We start from the raw sequence: 21,651 nt of genomic DNA, 5'->3' as shown, positions 1-21,651 counted from the left end.
GGAAGATGCGAGTTCGTTGTGCGGAGAAGGAAGCGTATTGGCGGAAGGTCGTTCGTCGGCAAGAGGAGAGCGGGCGGGGCGTTCGACGATTCTGCCGGGAAGAGGGGATTTCGGAGGCGTCATTCTACGGTTGGCGGCGTGAGCTACAGCGACGCGATCGAAAAGAGGAACGGTCGACTGCGGTCGATGGCGGTGGAACGTGTCCGTCGCCGTTCGTGGCGTTGCGATTGGCGCCGACGTCAACGAGCGTGATCGAGATCGTTCATCCCCGAGGCTACATCGTGCGGAAGCCGGCGAGGAACTGTTCCGGTCCATCGCGGCTGCGGTCGGGCGTGAAGTGGAAGCAGTCGTAGGGATGGGCATTGTCGCCGACGGTGCTCCAGAGATAGGTCTTGGTGCAGCCAGGCGGCTCGCCCGCCAACATCTTGACCGGCGTTTCATCGCAGCCCAGCACCTCGGATTGCAACGCCAGCCGACGCATGAGTTCGACCAACGGCGCGACCGCCAAGGCCAAGGCGAAGAGCCAACGCTGCTGCGTGCCGCGGCCGATGCGGCAGCCGTGGCGAGCGAGGATGTCCTCTTGTCGGTAGTAGGGCAGATGGTCGGCGAAGCGACTGGCGGTCAGATGAGCCCAGAAGCCGGGGCCGGTGTAAGCGTCGATCAACTGCGGCGGTTTCTTCGCCGTGGCGATCGTCGTCTCGCCCGATGCTTCGTCGCGAAGGATCACCTCTTGGTAATGTTCGATCACATGGATCGAAGCGGGCGTGAACTCCAGTTGCTCGCTGGTCTTCTTGAAGAACCGCCGGGCGGTCGGGTCGCTCCTCAGTTCCTCGGGAATCTCTTGCTCGTCGAGTTCGTGACGGACCGTCTTGCGCGGCAGCAGGTCGGGGAAGAGACGCCGGCCGCGTCCCTTGCTCGTGCGGCGTTCCGGTGACGGTTCGTCGTCATCGCTCTCTTCGTCGTCATCGCTCTCTTCGTCGTCATCGCTCTCGTCGTCGTCGCCGGAGCCTGAATCGTCGTCCGCCCCGACGATTGTCGAGTCGAACAAAAGCCCCTGCTGGGCATCGTCGACGAAGCGTTCCCGCCGCCGGCCGTACAAGGTCCGCTTGAGCAAGTCGACGTCGCTCTGCAAGCGATCGATCGTCTCCTGCTGCTGAGCGATGATTGCTTGTTGTTGGGCGATGGTCTCTTGCTGCTGGGCGATGGTCTCTTGTTGCTGGGCGATGACGGCGGCTTGCCGTCGGCGCTCCCGATCGAGTTCGAGGATCAACTCGTGGCAGGCGTCGATATCGTGGGGGAGGTTCATGTCGAAGGCGTCCATCAAACCGATCTCAGTTGTCGCGGGGACACCCTAGCACGTCGACATCGGAGGCGCCAGAGCAGTTTCAGCAATTTCGACGGAATGACGAGAAAACCTGCGAGTCCACCTCGTCGCTGCCATCACCATGACATCGTTGTCGCTCGCGAAGAGAACGCCAGGGTCGATCGTCCAACGAGATTGGCAAGCGAAGAACCCTGGGCCCGAGGACAACCGAAGACAAAGCTCGGTTTTGGTCGCGTGCCGTCCCATGGCTTCCAGGCTCTCGCCGCCGCGACGGGGAACTGGCGTCACGAAGGAGCAGCGGCGAGCATCATTCGGGAAAGAGTGAAGGGAAGTCACGAACGACGGGACGACGGCGTGTCACGGTGCTGATCGGAGACTTGAAAGCGTTTGCGATGCCGGACCGAGGAGAGGTTGATGCCCTCGAGAATGAGTGACAATTGTCCGGCAGTGATCTCGATGCCGGCCTCGTCGTCGGCCGACTGGACGTCGGGAAGCTGATAGCTCCCTTCTTCCAACTGCTGATACCAAATGCAATAGCCGACGCCGCCCCAATAGAGAACCTTGATCCGATCTCTGCGGCGATTGATGAAGACGAACAGGTGGCCCGAAAGCGGATCTTGCTCGAGCACCGATTCCGCCAAGGCGATGAGCCCGTGAAAGCTCTTACGCATGTCGACCGGTTCCCGAGCCAGGAATATCCGCACCTGATGAGGGACCGACCACATGCTCACTCCTCCTCGACGCTCTCGAGGGCCGCAAGCACTTTGCGCAAGGCGTCGCTGTCGACTTGGGCCGGCGCCCGCACGATGTAGCCTCGGGGATGAACGATCTCGATCACGCTCGTCGATTCGGGGACCACCCGCAACGCCACGAACGGCGACGGACACGCCCCACCGCCATCGACCGCAGTCGACCGTTTCTCTTTTCGATCGCGTCGCTGTAGCTCACGCCGCCAGCCGTAGAACGACGCCTCCGAAATCCCTTCTTCCCGGCAGAACCTCCGAACGCCCCGCCCGCTCTCCTCTTGCCGACGAACGACCTTCCGCCAATACGCTTCCTTCTCCGCACAACGAACTCGCATCTTCCGCCTCGCGACAAACCAGGGCCAACCAACCCAAGCCTACCGCAAACAAAAAGACGCCACCGTTGCAACGCTCACTCTTCTCCGACACCCACGACTTAGATGTGTTCAAATTCGACATCTTGTATGCTTTCCTCCTACCCAAAGATTTGTGGCTCTATTGCCAAATCTGTGGGTGGTGAGTGTCTTCTCCGTTCCGCTTGGTAGTGGAGGTTACCGCCGTATGCCAAGGGCCGCGTCCGGCTGCTGCTTTGCCTTGTCTTCTCGCTTCGCTCGCCCTGCATTCTCGCCATCGTGGCTCGGCTTCGGTCGCCCGGCAAAGACTCCTCCTTGGCCGTTGGCGGGGAGGATGTTCCACTGGTCAAGCGGAAAGGAGAGAAGTCGGCAGGAGGCCAAAAAAGAGCATCCCGCTCTCGAGTGGCGCATGATGGAGTTTGCAAGGACTTCTTCAAACGCCAGCCGCGAGAGACGGGATGCGACTTCAGGTTATCCTCAACGCCTTGGAGCGTCACGGGAGTTTCGTCTACGAATCGGTGGTTTGGGCCGATTCGTCGAAACGGGGACTGCTGGTTCGGATTCGCCCACGGCGTCGCAGCCGGCCGATCTGTTCGGGTTGCGGGAATCGTGGCGGCACGTACGACCACTTGCCGGAACGCCGTTTTCAGCACGTGCCGTTGTGGGGCCTGGCGGTCTGGTTCGTCTACGCGGCGCGGCGGGTCGCATGCCCTGCTTGCGGGGTGAAGGTGGAACGCATTCCCTGGGCCTCGGGCAAGGAGCGAACGACGTCGAGCTTCCAATGGTTCCTGGCCCGTTGGGCCAAACGCTTGAGCTGGTGCGAGACCGCCGAGATTTTCGGCACGAGTTGGCACACCGTCTTTCGTGCGGTGAAAATGGCGGTTTGCTGGGGAATCCGCCATCGCGACCTGGAAAGGATCGAGGCGATCGGCATCGACGAGGTCGCCTACCGCAAGGGCCATCAGTACTTCACCCTGGTCTATCAGATCGACCGCGGATCGCGTCGTCTGCTTTGGGTCGGGCAAGACCGGACCAAGGAGACGCTCGGTCGTTTCTTTCGCTTCTTCGGCAGGCGGCGAACCGAGCGGCTGAAGTACATCTGCAGCGACATGTGGAAGGCCTACCTGTCGGTCATCGCTCGCGAGGCCAATGGGGCCCTGCACATCCTCGACCGCTTCCACATCATGCAGTTGTTCAACAAGGCGATCGACAAGGTGCGGGCCCAGGAGGCTCGCGAACTCAAACGCAAGGGCTTCGAGGTGCTCAAGCGGACGCGTTGGCTGCTGCTCAAGCGTCGCGGCAACCTCAAACGCAAGGAGGTCCTTCGTCTCAACGAGTTGTTGACGCACAACCTCAGGACGGTCAAGTGCTACCTGATGAAGGAAGACTTCCAGCGGCTTTGGGACTACAAGGCTCCCTGGCGGATCGGATCCTTCTTCCAGGAGTGGCTCGACCGGGCCTTGAGCACACGGATCGAACCGATGCGCAACCTGGCACGAACCCTCGAGCGTCACGCCGAGCAGATCTTCAATTGGTTCGAGGCAAAAGGAGAGATTTCCGCGGGCGCCGTCGAGGGAATGAATCTGAAGGTCAAATTGACGACCCGCCGATCCTACGGCTTTCGCGACCCCAGCACCCTCAAATACGCTCTCTATCACAATCTCGGCAACCTCCCCGAGCCACCATCGACCCACGAATTCTGAAGACGAGGCAAGATTATTTACCCGAAGTTTGTAGGTGTTGCGGTCTTTGTACTTATCCGCAATCCATCCCTCCGATGCGAGCAGCTTTCCGAACGACTTCTTGTTTGGAATTGGTGTTGCCCCAGAATTTGCCGCTAGACGATTCGTCACGGCCAATACTGCGTCTGGTATCAAGTCGATCACGCCACCTCGGCCACCTCGGAACCATCCGACTCTCATCCCATGGGGACGATAGGGGAACGTCTCGAAGGTCATCTCCTCTTGGTCCTCGTCCTCCTCTTCTGCTTCGCCAGCCTTCTCTTCTCCGTCTTTATTAGACACGTCAGGAGCAATCGCTGCCACCCTGGAGTATCCAAGGAGTTCTGGCGGAATCTCGCACTCCCGCCCATCGCAGAAATCGAAGTAATCCCCAAGATCGTCGATCTCAAGATGACACATCTGTGAAGCGAGAGCTGATACCAACAGCTGAGCGAACCTTTCCGTGGGTTTCTCCTCAAGCGCATCCAAGAGCGCTTTGTGCTGCATTGCATACAATGCCTCAACGGTCTTTTGCAGATGATCGTCATATTCAGCGTCGGAAATAACCTTCATCGAGTTCGCGAGGAGAAGGAACTCAGACATTCCCGCGAAAAGGGCACGAGCCGCATCCGGAAACCGCCGATGGAGCTTCTCGTCAAACTCTAGTCCGGGGCCTGGATTGTCAACGAATTCCTGTATCTTACAATAGTTCTCCGCTACCCATAGGATAAACATCGTCATCGCGGTCCTGAAGACACCTGACCGCGCCAAGTCCTGACTCGAAGCGAACTGATTCCTCGGGTACCAGCTTACTTCTTCAATCGCGTTCGCAAAGCAGGATCGGTTGATCTCCAAGTTTACGGTCCGGCTCTTTAGGGACCCGAGGCTCTCCGGAAAATTCTCGCCTGTCACGATGACCAATCCGCGAGTAGGATCGTTGGGTCGAAGCGTCCCATCCGGACGGGCTCGCTCTCTACCGTTGCCGTTGACAATGGACCGGATAACGTTGTCCGCCTTCTCTGTTGTCGCGGACGACGCACGTGAACCAGGAGGCTCTTTGTAGTCGTCGACGACGACCGCCACGTTGCCGCTGACCGTGAAGCGGGCACGAATGGCATTTTCGGTGGATGCAAAACTTGCCAAATCCGACTCTTGAGGATTCTCAACGAAGAAGGACAAAAGGAGCAGGGCGAACGCCGTCTTGAGGGAACCCGTTTCTCCATACAGGAAGAGCGCGAACCGAGGGTCCCTCACGGCCGAGTAGAAGATGGCAGCCAGCGAGATGTACGTCACAGACGGATCGCCCAACGTCAACAAGGCGAGAGTACAGTTTAGCGCATTCTTTATCTCCTTTTCCGTATACGATTGGAGTTCGACGAACCGGTACTTCGCAAATTGCTCGGGCAGTTCGACGACGACGTCGTCGATGGAGATCTTCCCGCCTCCGAGAATCGGAACATCGGAACAGATCTTATCGACGTCGGCCAGACCATAGGGATTTGGCGTTCCGAGAGCATTGCTGGTCCCGGAACCGAACTGCTTCGAAGCGGAACGGATGACCCCGCCGGCGTGGGCGAAGCTGGGCTTGCCTCCCCAAACGAACCATCCCAACGAAGTCACCACGGCAACGTGCCGGGCGGTTTCAAGCTGACGCATTAGCATTGAGCGAAGCTTGTGAAACGCCCGATATTCCGAGGCGAGCGAGAACCCCGGGGGAACCGCACGGAGGAACGACCGTTCGTCGTCGAGGTCAGCATGCGTGACCTCGACCTCGACGGAGCCAAGCTCGGCGTGGAACTTCAGGACGTAGCGCACCTCAACTTGGCGACGGCGAATCACGAATCGAATCTCGGCCACTTGGACAGCGTGACTCGCGAGTCTCACCTGATCCAGTTTGCCACGCCGGTCTCTTCGCAATTCAAACGATCCGGTTTCGGTAATCTGGAACTCCTCCTTACCGATGGTGGATGGTAGCTTGGGAAGCGAGTGTGTCTGACCATTCGGGTTCGAATCTTGCTTGGTATTCATAGCGTTTGTTCCTTATTTGCCGCCGTGCAGTTCCGGCCATCGTCTGAGCTGGAATCCACGAAGCGGAAGATACTTACTGACGACATTCATGAATGAATGGACATGCGGTCCAAGGCGGACTTGAGTTGCTCGGCGGTGTAGGTCACCGTGCGGCCCACGCGAGTGTGAGGTAGCTCATGCTGAAGGCGTGCGTCCCGGAGGACATGAGGCTTGACGCCGATGCAAGCGGCGGCCTCACTCTCCTGGAGAGCCGCTCGACCGAGTGGCCACCCTGGGAAGGAATCCACGGATCGCAGGACCTCCTCGACGAGAAGGCGGAGCGATTCGATTGAAACAAGGAGAGGGAGCGCAGTCTCCTTGGACCCGTTGACGGGCTTTTGCCCTAATGCCATACGCCATCCTTTCTTCGAAAAGGATGAGACGGCGGTCGTCAGGAACGGAGGCAAACACTTTGTCTGGGAAATGCGCACCGCAAGACCGCCGATCTCTGTTGATCGGAAATCTCGCGGAATGCGATTGGGGCATCGCAATGACAGGCGAGGTAGAGCGTCACAATGCTCATGGAGTCGAAGTCCGTCCCAGCCTCCCTTTGGCGGAACCCTGTCGCTTTTGGCGACCAGCAAGAGTCTTCGAAACCGGGGCAGTCCTTTCCCCAAAACTCATCCTAGCTGGGGGCCTCGAAGGAATCAAGCATTCATGATCGCATCGTTGAGTTGGAAGTCGACGAGAATCTGACCCTATCGGATTCGATGGACGACGACACCGTCAACGGAAGTCCGTCGGGTCGGACTGTTGGTTCGATCGTGTCATGGGGTCAGCGAAGACACGCGATCGAGCGAGCGTCCCTTGGGGCACGGATCTAGGCACGGAATTCGAGGAAAAATGTGCAACACATGAAAAGCTTGAAAAGCAAAGAGGCGTGTCTCCCGAGGAATCCTCTCCTCGTGCGCCTGACTCTCCCAATAAGCGGTCGTACAGCGATTTGACCGGGAAGTCTCTTCGGGATCGTCTCCTCAACACTGCACATAAAGGGACACCATCATCTCGTTGGCCAGACGTCTCAAATGTCGACAATTCAATCCATCATCTGTCTTATGAGTCACATCGAGGCCTGACGACACTCCTATGCCACGTGCCAGAAAGTACTTCAAGTATCCCTACTCTGGCAACACAGGATCCAGAATGGAACCTCGGCCCTTCTCGGGCGCCTTGCCGAAGAGCTCGGGTGATTCGAGGTAGACTTCCCGAACACGTTCTGCAGTTGAGTCATCGACCGGATCCCGTTCATACAAGTTTAGCGATTCAATGATCTGTGCTGCTTTCATGCGATGATTCAAATCTGGATGGTCAAGCTCCATAGCGAGACCTGGTATCGCTTCTTTCCCCAGACACATGATGGCACTGCGTGCAGCAGAGGACTCTTCCACATCGTCCGACAGATATGCCAAAATCCATTCTTCTGTAGAACGCCCGACCTGTGGAGGAACCGGGTACCAATCCTTGGGCGGCCACGTTTCTCCAAGGTAGTCGACCCCTCGATAGTTCGTCTGATGTCGCAGAATACGTTTATTTGTATCCAAGGGCTCAAAATAGAAGTTCTTCCAACAATGCCTTCGCGCGAGCTCAACGACCGCCATGCTACAACATGTCGGCCCCGGGAACTGCTTCATCGTGAAAAAATACGATCCGTCCCAAGAGCCTAACTTCGGGATTAGTCGTTCATATCGCAATGGAACCTGAGGAGTACCCAAGTTGCTGTTCTCCAATTCAACATCGATCTGGCTCACGATTGCGACGTGACAGTAGTCTGGGACAGACGATGCCTGCAATCGCTTCGGCATCTTGTCAACCACAATAGGGAATGCCTCCAAGCACTGTGACCCTGATAGTACAGTCGTGACGACCTCCCTTTTTAGAAGCAGTCGCCACCCTCTAAACGATAATGATGCGATATCTGGCCACTTCGAACCCTCCTTGACGGTGACATGTATTGGGTCACGTATGAGCGGTGGCCCTCCAACCGGCATTGGCTCATACGATCCCGAAGACACAAACGCGCAGAACCCCCTGGTGAAATCAGATGGACTGACTCTGAAAAGAGCCGGGACAAGGTTCATGATGACAGTTCTCCAAAGGAGCCACACTTACGGATAGAGTCCGGTACCTCGCAAATCAAACATCTTAGTTTGAAGCTCTAGTCGAGTATAGGGCCGACCAAGTGCTGCTTCGTCTTCGAAGAATTCACGCCATTGCCTATTGTACGCTGCCGTCCAAGACTGGTGTGTCCCAGTGGGACTTCCGTCTACCCACCGCATATAGTAAAGGCTATACGGATCGATGCCGCGTGCAAGGAATTCGTCCTTGAACGCTTCCGGAAAATCATGGTGGGGCTGAGGATTCGCCATGTGCCCCGGAGCGGGAACCGCTTTACGATATGACTTGAGCGATGCTTCGTAGGTGCTCACAGATCTCAAGAACTGGCTATCGACCAGAAACTGCCGCTCTTGAATCGTCAGCATGGATCCGAGTTGTTCGAGTTCAGTCCACCGTTCAGCGTACGACCTCTTCTTTGACGCTTTCTCTACTGCTTCCAGTGTGGGCCCAGCGAACCGCAAGGATTCGCCAGCATGCCTGATGATGAGGCCTTTTCCGGAGCGAACTGCCGCAGCACACAGAAATGGACAGAAGCCAATCCATGCTTCCCAATTCCCCTTCGAGATCTCTTCGATTGTCAAGACCCAATCCAAAGGTTCGCTGACAATCGACAGGCCACTGATGTAGGCATTCAGGTATGCTGCAGCAACAGGCTTGGCCGTCTCTCCAATCTGCTTGACACCGCGCGCATATCGGCCAAGGTCTTCGAAAGGGACTCCGTTGTTGAGCAGATTGTTCTTGTAGTAGGAAAGGGATTTCTCAAGACCCTCAAAGAGATACTCTGCAGCACCCACGGGATTCGTCGTCGGATCTATCTGTATCTTCAATGATTCGCCGGTGGCAAACGTGAAGCTGTACTTCCAAGGCCACCAAAGGGGCATCGGCGTTATTTCGAAGACGGAGCCCGTCTGCTGCTGGTAGGCAGCCAGCAGGCGGAGTCCCTCGTCGCCATAGATCTGTTCGAAGTAGATGAGAAGCTTCTCCATCGTCAGCGTAGGACTGGAAAGCTCGCTAGACGGTGGATTGGGAATCGGATCTTGACCCATGACAAAGACTTTGGCGTCTTTGAGCGCCGCGTTGTTGCTCACATTGATAAGGCTCGCTGTGATGTAGCCACCCTGATTGCGTATCTGTAGGTTGTCGATCCCGACGTTCTCTGGTAGCTCGATGGACGTTTGGATCACGAAAACACGAGGACGATTGTCAGGAAAGTTCGGATTGATGACGTATTGCCGTTCCGGGCTGTACGTGAACGGCGCGACCTCTTGGGCAACACCGTTGATCTCGATGGTGACAGCATCAACCGTTTCTTCGTGAAGACCTTCGACTGCAAGTACCCTTGTCTGAATCCATCCCTTTGGCGACCCTTCTCCCTCGATTGGCTCCCCAAGCAAGGGAGCAAAGACACCAACCGGTAGATCACCAATTTCGGAGGTGAGGATTGTGGCGTTGGGCAGGAGCGTCTCGACCTGGGTGAATCGCAAGCTGTCCGGTCCGGACTCGAAGAAAGTCCCTGTTGTGTGAAAGACCGTACCGTCATCCAAGGTGTAGGTGATCGGCGCGGTGAACTGATCGATGACGCCTACGGTGAAAGCGAGATCGAGAGGGAGCTGAACCTCGATCGTCGAGGTCACATCGTCGGATGTCGAAAGGTCACCTACAAAAAGTTGGGAGCCGGGGTCAGCGACTTCGAGAAGAACTGGATCGTCGGGCGTCGAATCACGATCACCAACGTACGCCTGAACGGCGTCCAGCGTCAGCAGATCCATGGGGCCATCGAACGCGAGAGAGAGCCCCAAATGGGTTGATCCGCTGTTTGGCTCAATGACTCCAACCTGTTTCCAGTCGACGGAGACATAGGCCGAATCCCAACCAATCTCGCCGGCTGCGTTTGCCGACGTCTCGGCTCGCAACAAGTACGAAGAGCCTCCCGGGCTGGGAATTGTGAACATTCGTTGCACGACGACCTCGAACGGATAGGGACGCCATGGTAGTTGTGGCGTACCTCCCGCGATACTCGGAAGGCTGGTGACTGTCTCAACGGCCACTCCATCAATGGTGAACGTCAATTCCTGTAGCCGGTTGGCAGGATCCTCCATGAGCTCCGAAAGCTCGTCGTAGACCAAAGCCTCAACCGTGATTTGTAGATCTCCATTCGCGACAATCTGTTGGTTAACAACCGACAATGAGACTTCTGGAATTGGTTCCGCATCAACCGCGACGTCGTCTGCGGGCACTGGTTCACCAGTATCGGGATCGGGGGAGTACCAGGCAAACTTGAGAACGTTGAAGTTGACGATTTCCGAGCCGGAGGTGAGACCGTCGTGGCTAGCCCAGGAGACCGTCACACGGCCGGAGTCGTATTCCGCGCTCGTGGCGACACCTTCGACGTAGAGCTGCCCGACATCCGTCGAAGTGAGAGAACTCCCGCTCGCCACAAGCATTGTCTTTTCGCGGTCGAGGTAGAGCCGAACGAAATTGCTGTCGTAGGTAAAGGTGTAGTCGCCGTACGCTGCGTAGGGGTCGAGTTCGATGACCGCTAAATCCTCATCGCCCGTGTCGACGTCGGGATCATCGTAGTCAACGACCCCATCGAGATCGTCGTCGTTGTCGTTGAGGAAGATGAATGGACCGGGGGACTCCTCTTCGTGATCTGGCACGGTGCGTCCGTTTGGCAGCTTCACCTTTGCCAGATCGAGCACCGTGACGAATAGTTGCGACGTGACTTCGAATTCACCGTCCGTTACAACATACTGATAGGAGTTGATCCCCGAAGAAGTAGTGGCCGCAAACGCAATCGCACCATCGGAAGTGTAGGCAATCTGACCATACCCACGGTCTACTATTCGGCTCACTTCAATTGGACTGTCGCCTATCGCGATGTCATTTGACAATAGGCCAGCGGCCGCGTCAACATCAAGCGAATACCCCGACACAACGAAATAGCTGTCGGGAAAAGGAACTGGGACCAGTAGCGTCTCGTTGTCTTCGGTTACACCATCGATATCATCAACGCCATGGTGTCCGTCCAGAGAATCGTCTCCAGATCCGCCAATGAGCGTGTCACGCCCAACCCCTCCGGACAAGGTGTCGTTACCGTCGTCACCGTGTAGCAGGAACTCACCGTGCCCAAACAAGGAGGTCGTGCCGGAAGTGACCAACCAATCATCGCCGCGTCCACCATAGAGAGAATCGTAGCCCGATAGTGCGTAGAGCCTATCGTTGCCATCACCCCCCAGGAGGACATCATCACGTCCACCACCAAAGTAGTAACGTGAATCGAGGCCACCTGTTGATAGCGGGTTTCCCTGATCCGCATAGAGACTGTCGTTCCCGGCACTACCTGCGAGCGTATCGTTGCCACCAGCCCCATAGAGCCGGTCATTGCCAGGCCCTCCAACGATTGAGTCATCTCCTATGCCTCCATAGACATCGGTGTCTTCCGGCGTAGCAACCAGTATTGTGTCGTTACCCGCTTCTCCGAAGACAAAATGATTCCCCCCACCTATTGCCGTCAACAGATCATTTCCGGTCCCACCGTAGATCCTGGTGTCTTGGGTTCCGCCTGCCCTTACAGTGTCGTGCCCTGCGTAGGCATAGATCTCAATCGCGTTAAACTGAGAGCTGAGAACCTTGATGTCATCGTCGAGTTCTGTTCCGTAAACCCGGGCTTTCTCGAAGCCGAGAGCCATCGTAATGGCACTCATCTCTCCATCTGTAGTCGTTATAGAATTCCCAACTTGCTCGAACTGGCCGCTCGCAAATGCATATAGCCAGTCACCCCGTTCATCCTCTCCTCCATCGAGCATGTCTGCTCCCGAATGCCAACGAATAACATCCTCACCTGCGCCCCCGTGAACGATGTCGTTTCCGGCATCACCTTGAAGCTGGTCGGACTCGCCAGATCCGTACAACACATCGTTGCCGTCCCCACCCGACAAGAAGTCTTTGTGAGCACTTCCCAGGACCGTGTCGTCACCATTGTTTGACCATACTGTGGTCTTTGCATACCTGTTTGTTAGCTGTAGATTCCTTAGATCAATATAGTCGTCACCATCACTTCCGTTCACCGTTACGAGGATGACGTCGTCCACTTCCAAAGGGGTTGAGAAAGGGTCGCGGCCATTGATCCTGATGAATCCACTCTCAGTCGTTACTACTACGGCATCTGCATCAATGTTTGTTATTTCAAGAAGATTACTGTCGTGTTCGACAATGATGTTATCAGTTATACCGACCTCAAGATGGGCGGTGCCCAAAGAGCTATCTCCGCTGTCGTTGGTTGCCTCGTAGCTGAATGTGTCATCGCCAACAAAGTCGGGATTAGGTACGTAAGTGAATGTCCCATCTGGATTGCCCGTCAAGGTTCCGTGATCTGGCCCATCAACGATCGTCACTGTGAGGACACCGCCATCTGGGTCGGTGTCGTTGCTCAAGAGGCCCCGGACAAGATCGATCGACATTGTTTCATTGTCGGGGAGAGCAAAATAGTCATCGAAGACGGAGGGTGCGTCAGGAGTCGGAGTAACGGAGACTGTAACCGTGGACGTGTTGGTCGCAAGCACGCCATCGAAAAGCCGATAGGTGAAAGAGTCTTCCCCATATCGGTTGGTGTTCGGGGTGTAGATGAAAGTACCATCCTCATTGATGTCTATGGATCCGTAGTGTGGTGTTGTAACGAGATCGACTACAGTTCCCGGAATGATGGTATCGTTGACTAACAAACCAACCGTCCTGTCGATGACGAGCGGAGTGTCTTCATCCGTGTCGTAGTAGTCGTCTACAGCAATGGGCGTCTCTTTCACGGTGAAGTGGACATCGATAGGAGCAATTGCATTCCCAGCGAGATCATTCGCTTCGATGTAGAGGTGGTGATTACCATTCTCTAGAATCCCAAACGGATGGTCGAATGTCATTCCAGCATCGACGGCTACCGAGGTCAGAGGGCCGCCGTCTAGCATGTAGTGCAGAGATCCCGGAAACGAAAGATCGGCAATGGAGCCAACGAGCGACGCATCCGCCGTGTAGCTGAAGCCATCGAGGGGGGCTGAATGGTTTATCACTGGCGCCGTCCTATCAAGCGTGAACGGCAGACTTTGACTCGTGAGTTCCGAGTCATCGACATCAAGAGCTCGAACGTATAGCGTGTGTTGGCCATCGGCGAGCGGACCGAGAAGTGAATCGATCTCGGCATTCGTGAGGCTGAATGCTCCCAGCGTTGCACTGATCGATACGTATTCGTCCTGCGACATGCTGTCGAGGCCGATGTTCAGAAAGGCATAAACTCCATTGATCGTGCCGCTGATCGATGCGTCGTTGGTGATCAGGTCATCGTCGAAAGCACCGCTGTCGCTGACGAGGGAGAGGGTAATCTCGGACGCAAGGGGGCCTGCCGGAATCTCATCTACGCTGAAGTTGTCGATCGTGGATCCGCCCCAATGATTTCGCAACCCAACCTTGCCTGGACCGGTGAGCGTGTCATCAGTGACTTCCGCTAGGAGCACATCGTCCAGGGAAAGGGAAAGTGTGTTGCCGATGACATCGAATCGCAGCCGTCCCGATTCCGTCGAGGAGACGCCAGACGCCAAGGTGGTCCATTGACCATCGACGGCAACGTAAATGTAGCCTCGGACCGTCCCGTTGATGCGGCGGAGTTTCCCGGCGTACATCGTGGTGTCGCCATCACCCTGATGACGGGCGATCAAGCCCACATCCTCATTGTCCGTCGTAGACTCAAGGGCTACTTCTGCGCTGAGTGAGACGTCGGTTGCGGTCAGTCCAGCAACTGTCGCGACGGATCGTGAAGAGTTGACTGCCTTGCCTGAAGCGATACCGAATTTGCCGAATTCGTTGATCCATCCGAGACCGAGGTTCGGACTGTCAACTCTCTCGAAGTCGTCCGAATACGGGAATTCGGCTGCGGGGACTGGGTCGGACGTCAATTCCTCCGCACTGAAGTTGTCCGTCGTGGAGCCACCATAGTGGTTTCGAAGTCCGACTTTTCCCGGCCCGGAGATGGTATCGTCTACTGCATGCGCAAGGAGCTGGTCATCCAAGTACAGGGACATTGTGTTGTCGTAGACGTCGAAGCGAAGCCGACCCGACTCATCGCTCGTCGTCCCGGAAGCCAGGAGCGTCCACTGTCCACCCTGGGCTACGTGGATGAGGCCGCGTACCGTTCCGTTGGTTCGACGAAAAGTCGCTGCGTACATCGTGCCGTCACCGCTACCTTGGTGACGAGCGATCAATCCCGTGTCTTCGTTGTCAGTACCTGCCTCAAGGGAGACGTCGGCATTCACGGAAACGTTTGTCGCAGTAACTCCGTAGAGTGTCGCGACCGAACGCGAGGTGTTCGTCACTGCCCCTGATTCAACACGGAAGTTGCCGAATTCGTTTGTCCACTGGGTACCGAGATTTGGGCTGTCAACACGTTCAAAGTCGTCGGCGAAAGGAAGCGTGACCGGAGGAGTGGGGTTTGCGGCGAGCTCATCGACGCTGAAGTTGTCGGTTGTCGAACCGCCATAGTGGTTGCGCAAGCCCATCTTGCCGGGCCCGGAAAGGGTACCGTCCACGGCTCGGGCCAAGAGTGTGTCGTCGAGGTAGAGGGACAACGTGTCGTCAAAGACATCGAAGCGAAGGCGGCCTGATGTGGCACTCGTCGTACCTGACGCCAACGAAGTCCATTGGCCATCTTGAACGACGTGAATCAAGCCGTACACGGTGCCGTTCGTACGGCGAAACGTTGCCGTGTACATCGTGTTGTCGCCCGTCCCCTGGTAGCGAGCGACGAGACCGGTGTCGTCATTCTCGGTCCCACTCTCCAGAGCGACATCCGCGCTGACCGTCACGTTCGTTGCGGAAACTCCGTCGGCAGTTGCCACGGAACGCGTGTCGTTTGTTGCCTTGCCAGACTCGACACGGAACTGGCCGAATTCCTGACTCCATGAGGAGCCGAGATCTGGACTATCGGCACGTTCGAAGTCGTCCGAGAACAGCGTTGACGACGACTGGACCGACGAAAGGAACATTGGAGGGACGTCTTCAGGCGAGACTGGCTGGCGAGGCTGAGATGGGAGAGTGGGCGCAGCGCCAGGGGCTCCATTGTCCGCCCCTAGCGATCCTCCTGCCGACTGGATCTGACTTGCCTCCAGCGGGTTGGTCTGTTGGCTGAAGTTCGCTCCCGCGAAGAATGTCTGGTTGGAAGCCGGCCGCATCGTGTTTCCATTGGTCGACTCCCCTTCACTTTTCGAGGAAAGGAGGTCATCGGTGAGAGGATCCGAGGAGTCTTCCTCTTCGGACTCATCGGCTTCACTGATGGTATCCGAGGATGACGCTCTGCTATCGCGTCGAACTCGCGACCGCCGCGATCCATCTTCAAGTTGATCATCGTCGACTATCTCGATCTCAACAGGGGCTCCGACATCCGTTTGGGCTTCCACGGGTTGTTCGGAAGCCTCTTGGCGAGACTCGGCTTCCTCCGGCTCAGGCGTGCTAGCTTGAGACAGCCCGTAGACCATCGGAAGAAAAGGCAGTGAGGCCCAAGCGTAGTCCGTGGGAGTCTCCCTCGGCTCCAGCCTTTCGACACCGAGAGCCCGAGTGAGGCGTGACTTTGAGTTCGGCTCACGCTTGGAGTGGTTGTCGTCGGGGAGAATGGAGATCGGAAGGCGCATGTGGAAGCTCCCAGGCAGTTGAGTGTACTCGCATCACGATGGATCTGGGTGGCGAAGAGAGGGAGGAGACTCGTCGAGATCGTGAAAGCTTGATCTCTGTGAGCACAAGGATGGAATGCGACGCTGAGCGCGCAGCATCTACCCTTGAGCGACTCCTTCCTAGGTCGCCCGTCGTCCGTGACCTCCGGAGTGAACTAGCTGTGCCGCCAAGCATCGGCGTCATTGAGAAGCTAGTTCCCGGGCAACGCTTCATCCTCGAAGCGTGTCGAAGTATCCAAGCAGGTTGTGTTGTGTTGAAGCAGCCAGTAACCCGTGTGAGAAGACCGCTTTGACCTAGTGGTTTGACCGCCAGCAAGGTCTACCAATGACCAAGCTGGACGAGAGACAGTCGGATGACGGACCGAGCCAAGAATCGTGCGTTCCTGCACGCCTCGTGGCCCGAAGTATCCACCGCCCTGGCTCCCGATGGGCCAAATTTACCAGTATCACGCCCGATGTCACGCGTTTTCTTGATTGGGTTGGCCCGGCGAGTAGGTGGTTTGGCGCAGGCCCCTTGACTCATAATAGGTTGCGTCACGAGCTTCAATCGGAGATTCGGTCGAAGAACCGTCTCAATGTTGCGAGATGAACGCACCCATCGACGTACCTGTGCGGAAGCTATCCGGCTACAGCGGCATTCTTCCAACAATGAAGCGTCAAGAGGCAGCAGCCGAATCCAGGCACGGAAACGGGCACGGAATACTTGCAAAGGGCACGCTTTCGTGCAGAATAGGCGAAGCGTAAGTGGCTATTTTCAGAGGGTTTGAGGCTTCGGCCGGCTAAATGGCATTCAAGAGGTCAGGGGTTCAAGTCCCCTATCCTCCACTTTCATAGCTTGACGATTCGGCTGGCCCCGCAGTTGACTGTGGGGCTTTCTTTTTACCCGCGTCCAGCCTCGAACGTCCAACGCGATCCGCGGTTTCGCATCCCATCCGCCCGATCTCTGATCTCTTCGCGGCGGGAAAGCGCCGTCCTCGATCCCAGCAGCGATCGGGCGAACTCGCGCAAGAGCCAATTGACGACCAGCCCGAAAATGGAGATCGCCCCGAACGCCATGATCATGATCGGGGCGCAGGACGCCTCGACGGCGAACTGTTCGCGGGTCACCCGAGCGAAAGGGGTCGCCACGACGATGATCATGTTCCGAGTGCCATCTCCCACCCCATAGGTAAAGCGTCTGCCAACCGCGATCTCATCGGTGCTTTCGGTCCGGCGCAGCGAGAGCTTGTCGACGTCGTCCGCCGCACCGACGATCGGATCGAGCTCGGGCCCAATGTCGATAACGCTTCCCCGCGGCTCGTCATCAAGAGACACCGGCTTTCGATCCTGAAACAGCGCGAGCCATTGCCCCTCCGCGGAACCGACTGCCAGCGTGTCCGCATGATGAACCAGTAGCTCCTTGCCCGCCGAGGGACTCAGCACGATCTCGCCGATGCGAGCGCTGATCACCAATATGCCGATGACCTCGTTCCCATCACGACGCAAGCGAAACGCACGATCGGAGCTGGTGAACCGTTGTCCGGGCGAACGATCGTCGGGTCGGTCACGAGGTCGGATCGAACGCGTTCGACGCGTTCGACGGCGGTTGCGGCGCGCCGAGCGACGTGGGGGCGATCGTGAGCCGATGGGCTGACTCTTCGTGGACGAAGTAGTAGTAGATCCCCTCTTCTTCCATCAGCCGACTCGCGAACTCGAAATCCGACTCGCCCGCTTGGTCCGTGTAGTTGCGTTGCTGGTACTCGTCGCGGAGCGACAAGTCACCCAACACGATCGCGAGGATCTCGGGAACGCCCTTCTGCCGAAAGACGCGAAACCGACGATTGCGTGAGAAGAGCCGCAGGGGGGAACGACCTCGAGCGTGTAGTGGGTGACGACGTCGTCGAATCCCATTTCGGTGACCCGCGACACGCTCACGTGAAAGTAGCGTTTCGTCGGCGCCCCATCGATCTCTCGGGTCGCCGTCACTCACGCCAGTTTCGTGAGCAGCTTCCCGAAATCGATCGCCTGCTCCCTGACGGCGACGGCGTCGATCTCGAAGCGGTAGAGTTCCGGCAGCCCCTCGCGGCCGCAGTATCCCGTCGCCGCCAACACGTCCGCTCCTAACGGAGTCGACATGCTCAAGAAGCGGTTCTTCTGTGTGAAGGTTGGCATGGGTGCTCCGCGAACGTGGCTGCGTTGTCGCTTAACAGTCCGTTGATTTAAGCGGGCCAAGGCGAGAACGTTCGATGTTGGCCAAGATCAAGGAGGAAAAACGCAGGCGAATCCGAAGATTTGTCGAGGTTTTTCAACGCCGAGATTGGTCAAGAGAGCCGTTTGCAGCCAGCATCGAATAGATCAACAGGCTGTTAAGGTCTATTCGCAAGGTAGTCGGCCGTCGAGTCGAATGCCACCTCCTATTCACTGACATCACCCGAGGATCGACGTCACCGTGGGCAACCGCCATGCTCCCGTCACTCGGTCCCCTTCGCCGACCGCGAGCGACGGGAGCGCAGCGGAATGGCGAAGTAGAACGACAGATTAGTTCATGAATAACAGTGACGCATCCCTCCCTTCGACCTGTGAAATAGGGACACTCGCTACCGTATCGCCATACTATTCACGGAATATTCTTGAATAGATCTCGCGGGACGGCTAGATTCCCATTCGATGATCGAACCGAAGGGCACGAGGCGCGAACCCAATTGTCCACCGTGAAAGTTGCTCGTCTCGCCGGCGTCTCCCAAGCGACCGTCTCGCGGGTCATCAATCGACAGCCCGGCGTCTCTCCCGAAAACGTCAAGGCGGTCGAAGAGGCCATCAGGAAGCTGAAGTTCGTGCCGCGAACGCGCCGGCGGCGGACCAAGACCGTTCCCGAAGCGGGCGCTGGTACCGTCGCGGTCTTGCTACTCGACGACAGTTATGCCGTGCATTCCACCCTCGCGATGCTCAAGCTTCAAGGCGTCTGTCACGCCTTGCGCGAGACGCGCACCAATCTGATCTTCGCGTCCGTCGGCTCCGTGCACGATCTTCCGCCTCTGCTGAGTACCCAGCAAGTTGACGGCGTGCTGCTTTGGGGGCATCGGGCGCCCGCCGGGCTGCAGAAAGAACTTGGCGATCTCCCGAGAGTTTGGCTCTCCTCTCATGAGGGAGAGGGCCAACAAGGGACTCTCTTCGGCAACGAGGCAGTGGGACGAACGGCCGCGGAGCACTTGATCGAGCAAGGGTGCCGCCAATTGGCGGTGCTCAACGTGACGCACCACCTGCGAAGTCATCGCGCCCGCGTCGAGGGCTTTCACCTTGTCGCCCGTCGCGAGGAGATCGCCGCGCGAACCATCGGCGGTGAAGGGGATGACCCGACCGTCGATCAACGGGATGCCACCGCCCTCGAACGCCGGATCGACGCACTTGTCGACCGTCTGCTGAAGCTGAAAACGAGGGTCGATGGCCTCTTCGTGCTCAGCGATCAGTTGACCGCGATCACCCATCGGACGCTCAAGAGGAAAGGCGTCGATCTCCGCCAAGAGCTAACGATTGTCTCCGCGGGCAATGACGAGCCGTACCTTCTCGGCTTGGACCCGCGTCCGGCGACCATCGACCTCAGCCCGGAATTGACGGGCCAATGCGCGGCGCGGAAACTCCTCTGGACGATCAATCAACCGGACCACGCCGACCGAGTCGAGGTGGTCGTCACTCCCAAGCTGGTTCCCGGTGATCGTGACAACGTTCGAGGCTCTTGAGTCGATCGTTGGTTCACAAGCCATGAGAACACGACCATGGCAACTTCTCCCCAGTTCCGGAAGGGCTATCCCATGAGAAGTCTCCTCGTCAGTATCACCCTCGCTTCCATCTGCGTCGCGCAAACGAGCGAGGAGTATCCTCACCCGGCAAATAATCCCGACTCACCGAAGATGCTCGCCGGCGACTGGTTCGAGCACCCGCACGGCATCGACTTCACGGCCCTGCCGAAGATCCCCTCCCGACACGTGGTCGTCAGCGACGTCAAGAAGACCAAGGGAGTCAATCAGCACAACTACCTCGCCCACCACGATAGACGATACTGGGTCATGTGGAGCGACGGCCCTGGCGTCGAGGACCGCGCGGGCCAAGTCGTGAAGTACGCGACAAGTCCCGATGGTCTCGAATGGACGTCTCCGAAGCAGCTCACCCCCGATCCCAAGAACTCCGGTCCCGGCTCGGCGGTCTTCAATACGCGCAGTCCCAAGGGGTTTCGCTGGATCGCTCGCGGCTTCTGGCAACGAGATGGCGAGTTGCTGGCACTCGCTTCGTTGGACGAAGCGGCCGGCTTCTTCGGTCCGAGCCTGGCGCTACACGCCTTTCGGTGGAATGCCGACGACGAGAGGTGGGATGACCTTGGCGTCATTCGCGACAACGCGATCAACAACTTTCCGCCCAAGCAACTCCCTTCGGGACGCTGGATGATGTCGAGGCGGCCGAGCGACTACAAGAGAGTCGGCGTGTCGATGCTGGTCGGCGGAGACCGCTCGCTCCAGGAGTGGAAATCATTCCCCGTCTTGGAAACGAGCAGCAAGCTCGCCGCGGAGGAACCCTACTGGTGGCTCCTGCCCGACGGGAAGAGCATCGCGGCCCTCTTTCGCGACAATCGGCGGAGCGGCTATCTCTATCGCTCGTTCTCGGTTGATGATGGGCGAACCTGGAGCACGCCGGTGAAGACTGACTTTCCCGATGCCCGTTCGAAGTTTCACGGACTACGGCTCCGCGATGGACGCTACGTGCTGGTGTCGAACACGCACCCTCGTCGTCGTGATCCGCTGACGCTCTCCGTCAGTGAAGACGGACTCGTCTTCACGAAGATGGGCTACCTGTACGGCGGCCGCCATGTCGACTATCCTCATGTGATGGAGCATGATGGCCAACTCTTCGTTGCCTTCGCCGGCGGCAAGCAGAGCGTCGAGGTCCTCAAGGTCGACCTGGACGATCTCGACCTGCTCGACAAGATGCCCACCGCCATCGCTCCACGGATGCCGCTCAAGTGACGATGACGTCATCTCCGTGGCACCTTCGCTCCCGGCCTGGAAACCGCGAGGTCACTTCTGTTAGTCTCGAATGAGATGGACAGCGGTGAAACGAGTCCTTGGCGGAAACCCAGTCCCGATGAGCAACGAGCACTTGCCGAAATTGTTGGAGATTCCGCGAGGCGGGTCGCCCCCTTTTGAAGGGAATTGGCGATCGGTGGAGCAGCCGCTCGGGCTCGCGTTGCCGGGTAGCTACAAGACGCTCGTCGACCGCTTCGGAGCTTCAACCTGGGCCGACTTCCTGCACGTCCTCTCCCCCTTCGACGAGGAGTACAACCTGCAGGACGTCGGTCGCCAAGTGATCGAAGCGGACAAGGTCTCGCGTAGCAAGTTCCCTTCGCATTACCCGCTGCCGCTCTTTCCGGAGGCGGGCGGATTGCTTCCCTGGGCGGTGACCGACAACGGCGACGTGCTCTACTTCATCACCAGGGGACCCGCCGACGATTGGCCGACGCTGATCAAAGGACCACGAGCCCCCGAGTTCGAAGTCAGCTTCCTCGCGCCCGCGATGCTCGCCTACCGGATCGCCGCCGGGTTCTACCGTTCGACGATCCTCCCGGAGCTGTAGTGAAGCGAACGACTCGGT

General features: G+C 57.7%; 14 protein-coding genes. 6 read left to right on the top strand and 8 right to left on the bottom strand.

What is annotated here, in order from left to right; all coding sequences use genetic code 11:
• The first annotated feature begins 5 nt into the window (after window positions 1–5).
• Complete coding sequence (gene tnpA / locus Pan216_RS10495; RefSeq protein ID WP_145257947.1) at window positions 6–353, top strand: IS66 family insertion sequence element accessory protein TnpA; 348 nt, start codon at window positions 6–8, stop codon at window positions 351–353.
• On the opposite strand, the gene Pan216_RS10490 is transcribed toward tnpA (Pan216_RS10495), so the two are convergent.
• The 3 genes from Pan216_RS10490 to tnpA (Pan216_RS10480) all read right to left on the bottom strand — a co-directional run bounded on the left by Pan216_RS10490 (window position 275) and on the right by tnpA (Pan216_RS10480) (window position 2,405).
• Window positions 275–1,321: an IS66 family transposase gene (locus tag Pan216_RS10490; protein WP_145257946.1), complete on the bottom strand. Its 1,047-nt coding sequence runs from the start codon at window positions 1,319–1,321 to the stop codon at window positions 275–277. The two genes, tnpA (Pan216_RS10495) and Pan216_RS10490, sit on opposite strands and share 79 nt — an antisense overlap.
• Window positions 1,322–1,656: 335 nt before the next feature.
• Complete coding sequence (tnpB, locus tag Pan216_RS10485) at window positions 1,657–2,049, bottom strand: IS66 family insertion sequence element accessory protein TnpB (protein WP_145257945.1); 393 nt, start codon at window positions 2,047–2,049, stop codon at window positions 1,657–1,659.
• A gap of 2 nt (window positions 2,050–2,051) precedes the next feature.
• Window positions 2,052–2,405, bottom strand: coding sequence for an IS66 family insertion sequence element accessory protein TnpA (gene tnpA / locus Pan216_RS10480; protein WP_145257927.1), 354 nt, complete (start codon window positions 2,403–2,405; stop codon window positions 2,052–2,054).
• A 473-nt stretch (window positions 2,406–2,878) separates the two neighbouring features.
• On the opposite strand from tnpA (Pan216_RS10480), the gene Pan216_RS10475 reads away from it, so the two are divergent.
• Window positions 2,879–4,123 (top strand): ISL3 family transposase, encoded by a 1,245-nt coding sequence (locus Pan216_RS10475; protein ID WP_145257944.1) that lies wholly within the window; start codon window positions 2,879–2,881, stop codon window positions 4,121–4,123.
• A gap of 1,773 nt (window positions 4,124–5,896) precedes the next feature.
• A complete protein-coding gene (locus tag Pan216_RS28230) occupies window positions 5,897–6,115 on the top strand; it encodes a hypothetical protein (protein WP_419193499.1) in 219 nt (72 codons plus the stop codon).
• 1,211 nt (window positions 6,116–7,326) lie between these two features.
• Here the strand turns inward: Pan216_RS28230 and Pan216_RS10465 are convergent.
• From Pan216_RS10465 to Pan216_RS28225, 5 genes are all read right to left on the bottom strand, one after another.
• Complete coding sequence (locus Pan216_RS10465; RefSeq protein WP_419193498.1) at window positions 7,327–7,839, bottom strand: hypothetical protein; 513 nt, start codon at window positions 7,837–7,839, stop codon at window positions 7,327–7,329.
• Between the two features lie 474 nt (window positions 7,840–8,313).
• Entirely contained in the window at window positions 8,314–15,993 is a 7,680-nt protein-coding gene (locus Pan216_RS10460) for an Ig-like domain-containing protein (protein ID WP_145257942.1), read from the bottom strand.
• A 918-nt stretch (window positions 15,994–16,911) separates the two neighbouring features.
• Entirely contained in the window at window positions 16,912–17,517 is a 606-nt protein-coding gene (locus Pan216_RS10455) for a hypothetical protein (protein ID WP_145257941.1), read from the bottom strand.
• A 58-nt stretch (window positions 17,518–17,575) separates the two neighbouring features.
• Window positions 17,576–18,001: a contractile injection system protein, VgrG/Pvc8 family gene (locus Pan216_RS10450; RefSeq protein WP_419193497.1), complete on the bottom strand. Its 426-nt coding sequence runs from the start codon at window positions 17,999–18,001 to the stop codon at window positions 17,576–17,578.
• Entirely contained in the window at window positions 17,998–18,183 is a 186-nt protein-coding gene (locus Pan216_RS28225) for a hypothetical protein (RefSeq protein ID WP_419193496.1), read from the bottom strand. Before Pan216_RS28225 ends, Pan216_RS10450 begins: the two co-directional genes overlap by 4 nt.
• A gap of 539 nt (window positions 18,184–18,722) precedes the next feature.
• On the opposite strand from Pan216_RS28225, the gene Pan216_RS10445 reads away from it, so the two are divergent.
• From Pan216_RS10445 to Pan216_RS10435, 3 genes are all read left to right on the top strand, one after another.
• Window positions 18,723–19,748, top strand: a complete 1,026-nt coding sequence (locus Pan216_RS10445) for a LacI family DNA-binding transcriptional regulator (protein ID WP_145257939.1) — start codon at window positions 18,723–18,725, stop codon at window positions 19,746–19,748.
• Window positions 19,749–19,820: 72 nt separating this feature from the next.
• Window positions 19,821–21,026 (top strand): exo-alpha-sialidase, encoded by a 1,206-nt coding sequence (locus Pan216_RS10440; protein WP_145257938.1) that lies wholly within the window; start codon window positions 19,821–19,823, stop codon window positions 21,024–21,026.
• A 118-nt stretch (window positions 21,027–21,144) separates the two neighbouring features.
• Window positions 21,145–21,633, top strand: a complete 489-nt coding sequence (locus Pan216_RS10435) for an SMI1/KNR4 family protein (protein ID WP_145257937.1) — start codon at window positions 21,145–21,147, stop codon at window positions 21,631–21,633.
• Window positions 21,634–21,651 lie beyond the last annotated feature (18 nt).

Origin of the sequence: Kolteria novifilia, assembly GCA_007748055.1 — a bacterium.
Taxonomy (GTDB): Bacteria; Planctomycetota; Planctomycetia; order Kolteriales; family Kolteriaceae; genus Kolteria; species Kolteria novifilia.
This window is presented reverse-complemented; position numbering and strand designations above follow the sequence as displayed.

What these genes read in the sequence shown, in the direction of transcription:
- tnpA (WP_145257947.1), top strand. Translation starts at nt 6, where the DNA reads ATGCGAGTTCGTTGTGCGGAGAAGGAAGCGTATTGGCGGAAGGTCGTT.
- Pan216_RS10490 (WP_145257946.1), bottom strand. Translation starts at nt 1,321, where the DNA reads ATGGACGCCTTCGACATGAACCTCCCCCACGATATCGACGCCTGCCAC.
- tnpB (WP_145257945.1), bottom strand. Translation starts at nt 2,049, where the DNA reads ATGTGGTCGGTCCCTCATCAGGTGCGGATATTCCTGGCTCGGGAACCG.
- tnpA (WP_145257927.1), bottom strand. Translation starts at nt 2,405, where the DNA reads ATGCGAGTTCGTTGTGCGGAGAAGGAAGCGTATTGGCGGAAGGTCGTT.
- Pan216_RS10475 (WP_145257944.1), top strand. Translation starts at nt 2,879, where the DNA reads ATGCGACTTCAGGTTATCCTCAACGCCTTGGAGCGTCACGGGAGTTTC.
- Pan216_RS28230 (WP_419193499.1), top strand. Translation starts at nt 5,897, where the DNA reads ATGCGTGACCTCGACCTCGACGGAGCCAAGCTCGGCGTGGAACTTCAG.
- Pan216_RS10465 (WP_419193498.1), bottom strand. Translation starts at nt 7,839, where the DNA reads ATGAAGCAGTTCCCGGGGCCGACATGTTGTAGCATGGCGGTCGTTGAG.
- Pan216_RS10460 (WP_145257942.1), bottom strand. Translation starts at nt 15,993, where the DNA reads ATGCGCCTTCCGATCTCCATTCTCCCCGACGACAACCACTCCAAGCGT.
- Pan216_RS28225 (WP_419193496.1), bottom strand. Translation starts at nt 18,183, where the DNA reads ATGCCAACCTTCACACAGAAGAACCGCTTCTTGAGCATGTCGACTCCG.
- Pan216_RS10440 (WP_145257938.1), top strand. Translation starts at nt 19,821, where the DNA reads ATGAGAAGTCTCCTCGTCAGTATCACCCTCGCTTCCATCTGCGTCGCG.
- Pan216_RS10435 (WP_145257937.1), top strand. Translation starts at nt 21,145, where the DNA reads ATGAGCAACGAGCACTTGCCGAAATTGTTGGAGATTCCGCGAGGCGGG.